We start from the raw sequence: 6,377 nt of genomic DNA, 5'->3' as shown, positions 1-6,377 counted from the left end.
CACACCGTGCCGCGCCGGGACAGTGGGACCAGGGCGAGGGTGTCGCTGTCACAGGCCGGGTTCGGGCAGTTGGTCTCCCGCGGCGGGAACACATAGGTCGCACACTCGGTGCACTTGCCGCCGATGAGATGGGTGTCACCGGCGTCATCGGTGGCGAACCACCCTTCGAACGCGGGTTCTGTGGTTGGTGCTGGCACGAGGGTCAGAATAACCGGCCCAACCCCAAAACTGAAACGTGTTGCAGTTCTGTGTTGGGATCGGTAGCGCGGCCCAGGGCGTGCACTTGTCCGTGAACACGCACCGGTGACATCGCCGGTCCCCAGCAGAACGGATATCGCCATGGGATTCTTCGACAAAGCCAAGGAAAAGGCCCGCGAGGCCGCGGCCGCCGCCCAACAGGGGATGGTGCACGTGCACGGCGCCGGCCCCATCGACCCCGCCGCGTTCGGCGGTCCGTCGACGCGCTCGGTTGCTGTCGACGATCCCATCTGGGAGCCGATCAACGGCATCTCACTGCAGGATTACGCCGATCTGGCCCGTGCCGCACAGGCACGCGGCGTCACCGGCGAGGCCGCGATGATCACGCTGGCAGGCGAACGGGGCTGGGATCCCGCGCACACCAAGGCCGCCCTGGACGGCTGGGTGCAGCGGATGGGGCAGTCGATGGCCGTCGGCCGGCAGTTCCGCAAGCTGCTCGGTTACTGAGACGCCCGACCCGTTCCCGGACCGGGCGGGGATGTGCGGCGTCACCCTCGCGGTCTTCATCGAGGCGGAGAACGCGGTGGACATGACGATCGATCGGATCCGTACCGGTCAACGCTGCGACCCGTCGAGCAGGATGCGGAGCAGATCGTCGGGGTTGTCGCGCATCAGGTTGTGCTTACCGTCGAGTTCGTGGATCACCCAGCCGGCGTCGTCGCGCACCCGCTCGTAGGACGGTCGCAGCGGCGAGTCGCCCGGCCAGTCCAGCGCGTAGACGAAGACCCGTTGGCGGAACCTGTTCAGGTCGCCGCGAAGGCGCAGCGGTTGCAGGACCGTCGCCAGCGGGTGCGAGGTGGCGCGCTCGTCGAAGAACGGCATGGGCGGCACACCGAAACCGGTGTCGTCGACCTCGACGTACCAGCGACGTTCCTCGTCGTTGACCAGATCCCAGCAGGACTCGCCATCGTGCGGGACGATCGCATCGAGGAAGATCAGGGAGTCGACACGTTGCGGTATCCGGTCGGCGACGCCGGTGATCACCATGCCGCCGTAGCTGTGGCCGACCAGCACGAGGTCGTCATCGCCGCGGGCTTCGGCGTCGATCGCGGCCAGCACATCGGTGATGTGCGTATCCAGGTTGACCCCGCCGGGCAGTAGATGTGCGCGTTCGGACACCCCGGTCAGCGTGAGCGCCAGGACGCGGTGGCCCTCGGCGCGCAACGCGGCGGCGAGATCATCGAAACACCATGCGCCGTGGCACATTCCGGGGATCAGGACGTAGGTGGTCATCAGCGGTTGCTCCTTGCCGTGTCGTTGCGATATTTCGTGGTGATGCGGTCCAGGTCCGCCGGTGTGCGGCCGGACGTGCGGTGCATGTCGCGATTGGCGGCGATCACCTCGGCGGTTTCACCGCGCCGCTGCCGGGCGTAGCGGTGCAGCCCGGCGATCCCGTCGGCGGCGTACTCGTCGGCCAGCACCCGGGCATCGACGATGGATTGGGATCCGCCGTTGGCGCCGACCGGGTACATCGGGTGCGCCGCGTCGCCGAGCAGCGTGACGCGACCGGTTCCCCAGTGCGGCAACGGGTCCCGGTCCACCATCGGGTATCGGAAGATCTGTTCGGTCGCCTCGATCAACGCGGCCGGGTCCAGCCAGTCCAATGTCCAGCGCGCCACGTGCCGGCGGATTTCCGCCGCGGTGGCGGGCGCATTCCACTGTGCGTCACCGGCGAGCGGTCCCGGCGTGCCCTCGGGAACCTGCAGCACCCAGTTCACCAATCCGTCACCGATCGGGTAGGTCACCAGGTCGATGCCGTTGGCGCCCTGCGCGATCGCCATGGTGTGCCCGTCCAGGAAGGCCGGGATGCGGGCTACGCCGCGGAACATGGTGATGCCCGACCACAGCAACGCATCGGGCCCGGGATGCAGGGCCCGGCGCACCACCGATCCGATCCCGTCGGCCCCGATCAGCGCGTCGCCGGTGAACGTGCCCGCCGTGGTGCGCACCGACACGCCGTCGGCGTTCTCATCGAAACCCGCGACGCCCGCGCCGGTGCGCACCGCCGACGCGCCGAGCCGGTCGGTGACGGCGTCGAACAGCATCATCTGCAGACGGCCACGGTGCACGGACAGTTGTGGATGACCGTCGCCGGCGGCATGCCCGCGGGGCTCACGGAACAGGAGTTCGCCCGAGTCCGCGTAGAAGCCGATCGAATCCGGGGCCACGGCGATATCGCGCAGCGCGGCACCGAGTCCCAGGTCGGACAGTTCCCGAACGGCGTGCGGCAGCAGATTGATCCCGGCGCCCAGGGGGCGCAGGACCGCTGTGCGTTCCAGGGTTGTCGACGCGATGCCGCGGCCATGTAGAGCGAGCGCGGTGGTGAGTCCACCGATGCCCGCACCGGCGATGAGTACTTTTGGATGCATGATTCCACCGTGTGCGAGCTGGATGGATAAGTCCAATAGTGATTACGTCTCGTTCCTATAATCATCTGTTATGGAGCTGCGCCAGCTGGAGTACTTCGTCGCGGTGGTCGAGGAGCGCAGCTTCACGCGCGCTGCCGAACGGGAGCGGGTGGCGCAACCGGCGGTCAGTGCCCAGATCCGCCGCCTGGAGCGACAGGTCGGTCAGGCGTTGCTCGTGCGGTCCAATCGGGATGTGCGGCTGACCCAGGCGGGCGAAGCCATGCTCCCGCACGCGCTGGCGGCGCTGGCGGCGGTACGCCAGGCCCGGCGTGCGGTGGACGATGTCGCCGGTCTGATTCGCGGCGCCGTGGCCATCGGCACGGTGACGCTGCATCCGGTGGACGTCGCCGGCCTGATGGCCGACTTTCACGCCGACCACCCCGCGGTCGAGATCACACTGGGCACCGACAACTCCGATGTATTGCTGGACAAGCTTGCCGACGGACGCCTCGATCTCGCGATCGTGTCCATCGGTGTCGACGGGCAACCGCCGGAACTCGACGTCCATATCGTCACCGACGAGGCCATCGACGCCGCGGTGGCGCTCGACCATCCGCTGGCCCGGCGCAAGACCCTGACGCTGGACGAACTGGTCGGGCATCGGCTGATCTCGTTGCCGGTGGGAACCGGGTTGCGGACGCGGCTCGACACCGCTTGTGCCGCTGCCCGGATCACCCCACAGGTGGCGTTCGAGGCAACCAGTCCGCTGGAACTGGCCGAATTCGGCGCGCATGGCCTCGGGGTGGCCATCCTTCCCGAATCGATGGCGCGCAACAATCCGCGACTGCATGCCCTGCGGTTGGTTCCGGCACTGCGCGGACGCCTGGTGTGGGCATGGCGGCGCGATATGACGAGCCCAGCGGCCCGGCTGCTGCGCGACCGGATTCGCCATCCACCACGCCACGCCTCCTGACCCGGGCCGCGGCCAGCGCGGGGAAGGCGAACGGCGTGCGGATCTGTCGGGGTGGGTGCCTAGAGTTGGGGGCGTGAGCCCCGCGAAGACCGAGACCGCCGCAAAGAAAACGAGCACCGACAAGCCCACGCTGATGCTGCTGGACGGCAACTCACTGGCCTTCCGTGCCTTCTATGCGCTCCCCGCGGAGAACTTCAAGACCCAGGGCGGGTTGACCACCAATGCCGTCTACGGGTTCACCGCCATGCTGATCAACCTGCTGCGCGACGAGGAGCCCAGTCACGTCGCCGCGGCCTTCGACGTCTCCCGGCAGACCTTCCGCAAGGAGAAGTACCCCGAGTACAAGGAGGGCCGCTCGGCGACCCCCGATGAGTTCCGCGGCCAGATCGACATCACCAAGGAGGTGCTCGGCGCACTCGGGATCACCGTGCTCGCCGAGCCCGGGTTCGAGGCCGACGACATCATCGCCACGCTGGCCACCCAGGCCCAGGACGCCGGGTACCGGGTGCTGGTCGTCACCGGTGACCGTGACTCGCTGCAACTGGTCAGCGACGACGTCACCATCCTGTACCCGGTCAAGGGTGTCAGCGAGCTGACGCGGTTCACCCCGGAGGCGGTGCAGGCCAAGTACGGCCTCACCCCGGCGCAGTATCCCGACTTTGCCGCACTGCGTGGCGACCCGAGCGACAACCTGCCGGGGATCCCGGGGGTGGGGGAGAAGACCGCGACCAAGTGGATCGTGGAGCACGGCTCGCTACAGGGGCTCGTCGACAACGTCGACAAGGTCAAGGGCAAGGTCGGAGATGCCCTGCGCGCCAACCTGTCCTCGGTGGTGCTCAACCGCGAGCTCACCGAGCTGGTGAAGAACGTGCCGCTGCCGCAGACACCGGACACGCTGCGCATGCTGCCCTGGGACCGCGACCACATCCACCGGTTGTTCGACGATCTGGAATTCCGGGTGCTGCGCGACCGGCTGTTCGACACGCTCGCTTCGGCCGACCCCGAGGTCGATCAGGGCTTCGATGTGCGCGGCGGTGCGCTGGCGCCCGGCGAACTGGCGGCCTGGCTGGCCGAGCACAGCCTGGGCAACCGCTTCGGCGTCGCGGTGGTGGGCACCCACCTGGCCTTCGACAGTGACGCCACCGCCCTGGCCATCGTCGCCAACGACGGCGACGGCCGCTACATCGACACCACCACGATCCATCCCGACGACGAGGCCGCGCTGTCGTCCTGGCTGGCCGATCCGGGGCCGCCGAAGGCCCTGCACGAGGCCAAGCTCGCCATGCATGACCTCCAGGGTCGGGGCTGGACACTGGCCGGGGTGACCTCCGACACCGCGCTGGCGGCCTATCTGGTGCGGCCGGGCCAGCGCAGCTTCTCCCTCGACGACCTTTCGCTGCGGTACCTCAAGCGCGAACTGCGCGCCGAAAATCCAGAACAGCAACAGCTTTCGCTGCTCGACGACAACGAGGGCATCGACGAGCAGGCCGTCCAGGCGGTGCTGTTGCGGGCCGCTGCGGTGCTCGACCTGGCCGATGCGCTGGACGAGGAGCTGGCCCGCATCGACTCCTCCTCGCTGCTGGGCCGGATGGAGCTTCCGGTGCAGCGTGTGTTGGCAGAGCTGGAGACTCGCGGTATCGCCGTCGACGTCGGCTTCCTGCAGGAGTTGCAGAGCGAATTCGGCGACCACATCCGCGATGCCGCCGAGGCCGCCTACGCGGTGATCGGCAAGCAGATCAACCTCGGCTCGCCCAAGCAGTTGCAGGTCGTCCTGTTCGACGAACTGGAGATGCCCAAGACCAAGAAGACCAAGACCGGGTACACCACCGATGCCGATGCGCTGCAAGGGCTTTTCGACAAGACCGGGCACCCGTTCCTGCAGCATCTGCTGGCCCACCGGGACGCCACCCGGTTGAAGGTGACCGTCGACGGACTGCTCAACTCGGTGGCCTCCGACGGTCGTATCCACACGACGTTCAACCAGACCATCGCGGCCACCGGCCGGCTCTCGTCGACCGAACCGAATCTGCAGAACATCCCGATCCGCACCGAGGCCGGTCGCCGTATCCGCGACGGATTCGTCGTCGGTGAGGGCTATGCGGAGCTGATGACGGCGGACTACAGCCAGATCGAGATGCGCATCATGGCGCACCTGTCGCGCGACGAGGGCCTGATCGAAGCCTTCAACACCGGCGAGGACCTGCATTCCTTCGTCGCGTCGCGCGCGTTCGACGTGCCGATCGACCAGATCGACGCCGAGATGCGCCGCCGCGTGAAGGCGATGTCCTACGGCCTGGCCTACGGGCTCAGCGCCTACGGCCTGTCGGCTCAGCTGAAGATCAGCACCGAAGAGGCCAAGCAGCAGATGGACCAGTACTTCGACCGGTTCGGCGGCATCCGCGACTACCTGCGCGATGTCGTCGACCAGGCCCGCAAGGACGGATACACCTCCACGGTGCTGGGTCGTCGGCGCTACCTGCCCGAACTGGACAGCAGCAACCGCAACGTCCGCGAGGCCGCCGAGCGTGCCGCGCTGAACGCGCCGATCCAGGGCAGTGCCGCCGACATCATCAAGGTGGCGATGATCAACGTGGACGAGGCGATCAAGGCGGCCGGCCTGAAATCGCGGATGCTGCTGCAGGTGCACGACGAACTGCTGTTCGAGGTGGCCGAGGGCGAACGCGACACGCTCGAGGCACTGGTGCGCGAGCACATGGGCAACGCCTACCCGCTCGACGTGCCCTTGGAGGTCTCGGTGGGGTACGGACGCAGCTGGGACGCCGCGGCGCACTGACCCG

6 protein-coding genes are annotated in these 6,377 nt (G+C 67.9%); 3 read left to right on the top strand and 3 right to left on the bottom strand.

Annotated elements, in window-relative coordinates; genetic code table 11:
• Nucleotides 1-197: zinc ribbon domain-containing protein (locus BST17_RS29730; protein WP_234807775.1), on the bottom strand; the 197-nt coding region annotated here is incomplete at its 3' end.
• A gap of 142 nt (nucleotides 198-339) precedes the next feature.
• Between BST17_RS29730 and BST17_RS22430 the strand changes: the two genes are divergently transcribed.
• Nucleotides 340-705, top strand: coding sequence for a hypothetical protein (locus BST17_RS22430; RefSeq protein WP_083061108.1), 366 nt, complete (start codon nucleotides 340-342; stop codon nucleotides 703-705).
• Nucleotides 706-813: 108 nt separating this feature from the next.
• On the opposite strand, the gene BST17_RS22425 is transcribed toward BST17_RS22430, so the two are convergent.
• Together BST17_RS22425 and BST17_RS22420 are read right to left on the bottom strand one after the other, a co-directional pair.
• Nucleotides 814-1,491 carry an alpha/beta fold hydrolase gene (locus BST17_RS22425; protein WP_083061107.1) on the bottom strand — a complete coding sequence of 226 codons (678 nt, stop codon included), beginning with the start codon at nucleotides 1,489-1,491 and terminating at the stop codon, nucleotides 814-816.
• Entirely contained in the window at nucleotides 1,491-2,627 is a 1,137-nt protein-coding gene (locus BST17_RS22420) for an FAD-dependent monooxygenase (RefSeq protein ID WP_083061106.1), read from the bottom strand. Before BST17_RS22420 ends, BST17_RS22425 begins: the two co-directional genes overlap by 1 nt.
• Before the next feature lie 70 nt (nucleotides 2,628-2,697).
• Between BST17_RS22420 and BST17_RS22415 the strand changes: the two genes are divergently transcribed.
• On the top strand, nucleotides 2,698-3,579 hold the full coding sequence (locus BST17_RS22415) for a LysR family transcriptional regulator (RefSeq protein ID WP_083061105.1): 882 nt from the start codon (nucleotides 2,698-2,700) through the stop codon (nucleotides 3,577-3,579).
• 73 nt (nucleotides 3,580-3,652) lie between these two features.
• Nucleotides 3,653-6,373 carry a DNA polymerase I gene (polA, locus tag BST17_RS22410; RefSeq protein WP_083061104.1) on the top strand — a complete coding sequence of 907 codons (2,721 nt, stop codon included), beginning with the start codon at nucleotides 3,653-3,655 and terminating at the stop codon, nucleotides 6,371-6,373.
• Nucleotides 6,374-6,377: the final 4 nt, after the last annotated feature.

Source organism: Mycolicibacterium bacteremicum (assembly GCF_002086115.1).
GTDB lineage: Bacteria > Actinomycetota > Actinomycetes > Mycobacteriales > Mycobacteriaceae > Mycobacterium > Mycobacterium bacteremicum.
The sequence above is the reverse complement of the archived record's forward strand: the minus strand, read 5'-3'. Positions and strand labels throughout refer to the sequence as shown.

Bases quoted from the DNA above. Each gene is read 5' to 3' on its own strand.
- BST17_RS22430 (WP_083061108.1), top strand. From the start codon at position 340: ATGGGATTCTTCGACAAAGCCAAGGAAAAGGCCCGCGAGGCCGCGGCC.
- BST17_RS22425 (WP_083061107.1), bottom strand. From the start codon at position 1,491: ATGACCACCTACGTCCTGATCCCCGGAATGTGCCACGGCGCATGGTGT.
- BST17_RS22420 (WP_083061106.1), bottom strand. From the start codon at position 2,627: ATGCATCCAAAAGTACTCATCGCCGGTGCGGGCATCGGTGGACTCACC.
- BST17_RS22415 (WP_083061105.1), top strand. From the start codon at position 2,698: ATGGAGCTGCGCCAGCTGGAGTACTTCGTCGCGGTGGTCGAGGAGCGC.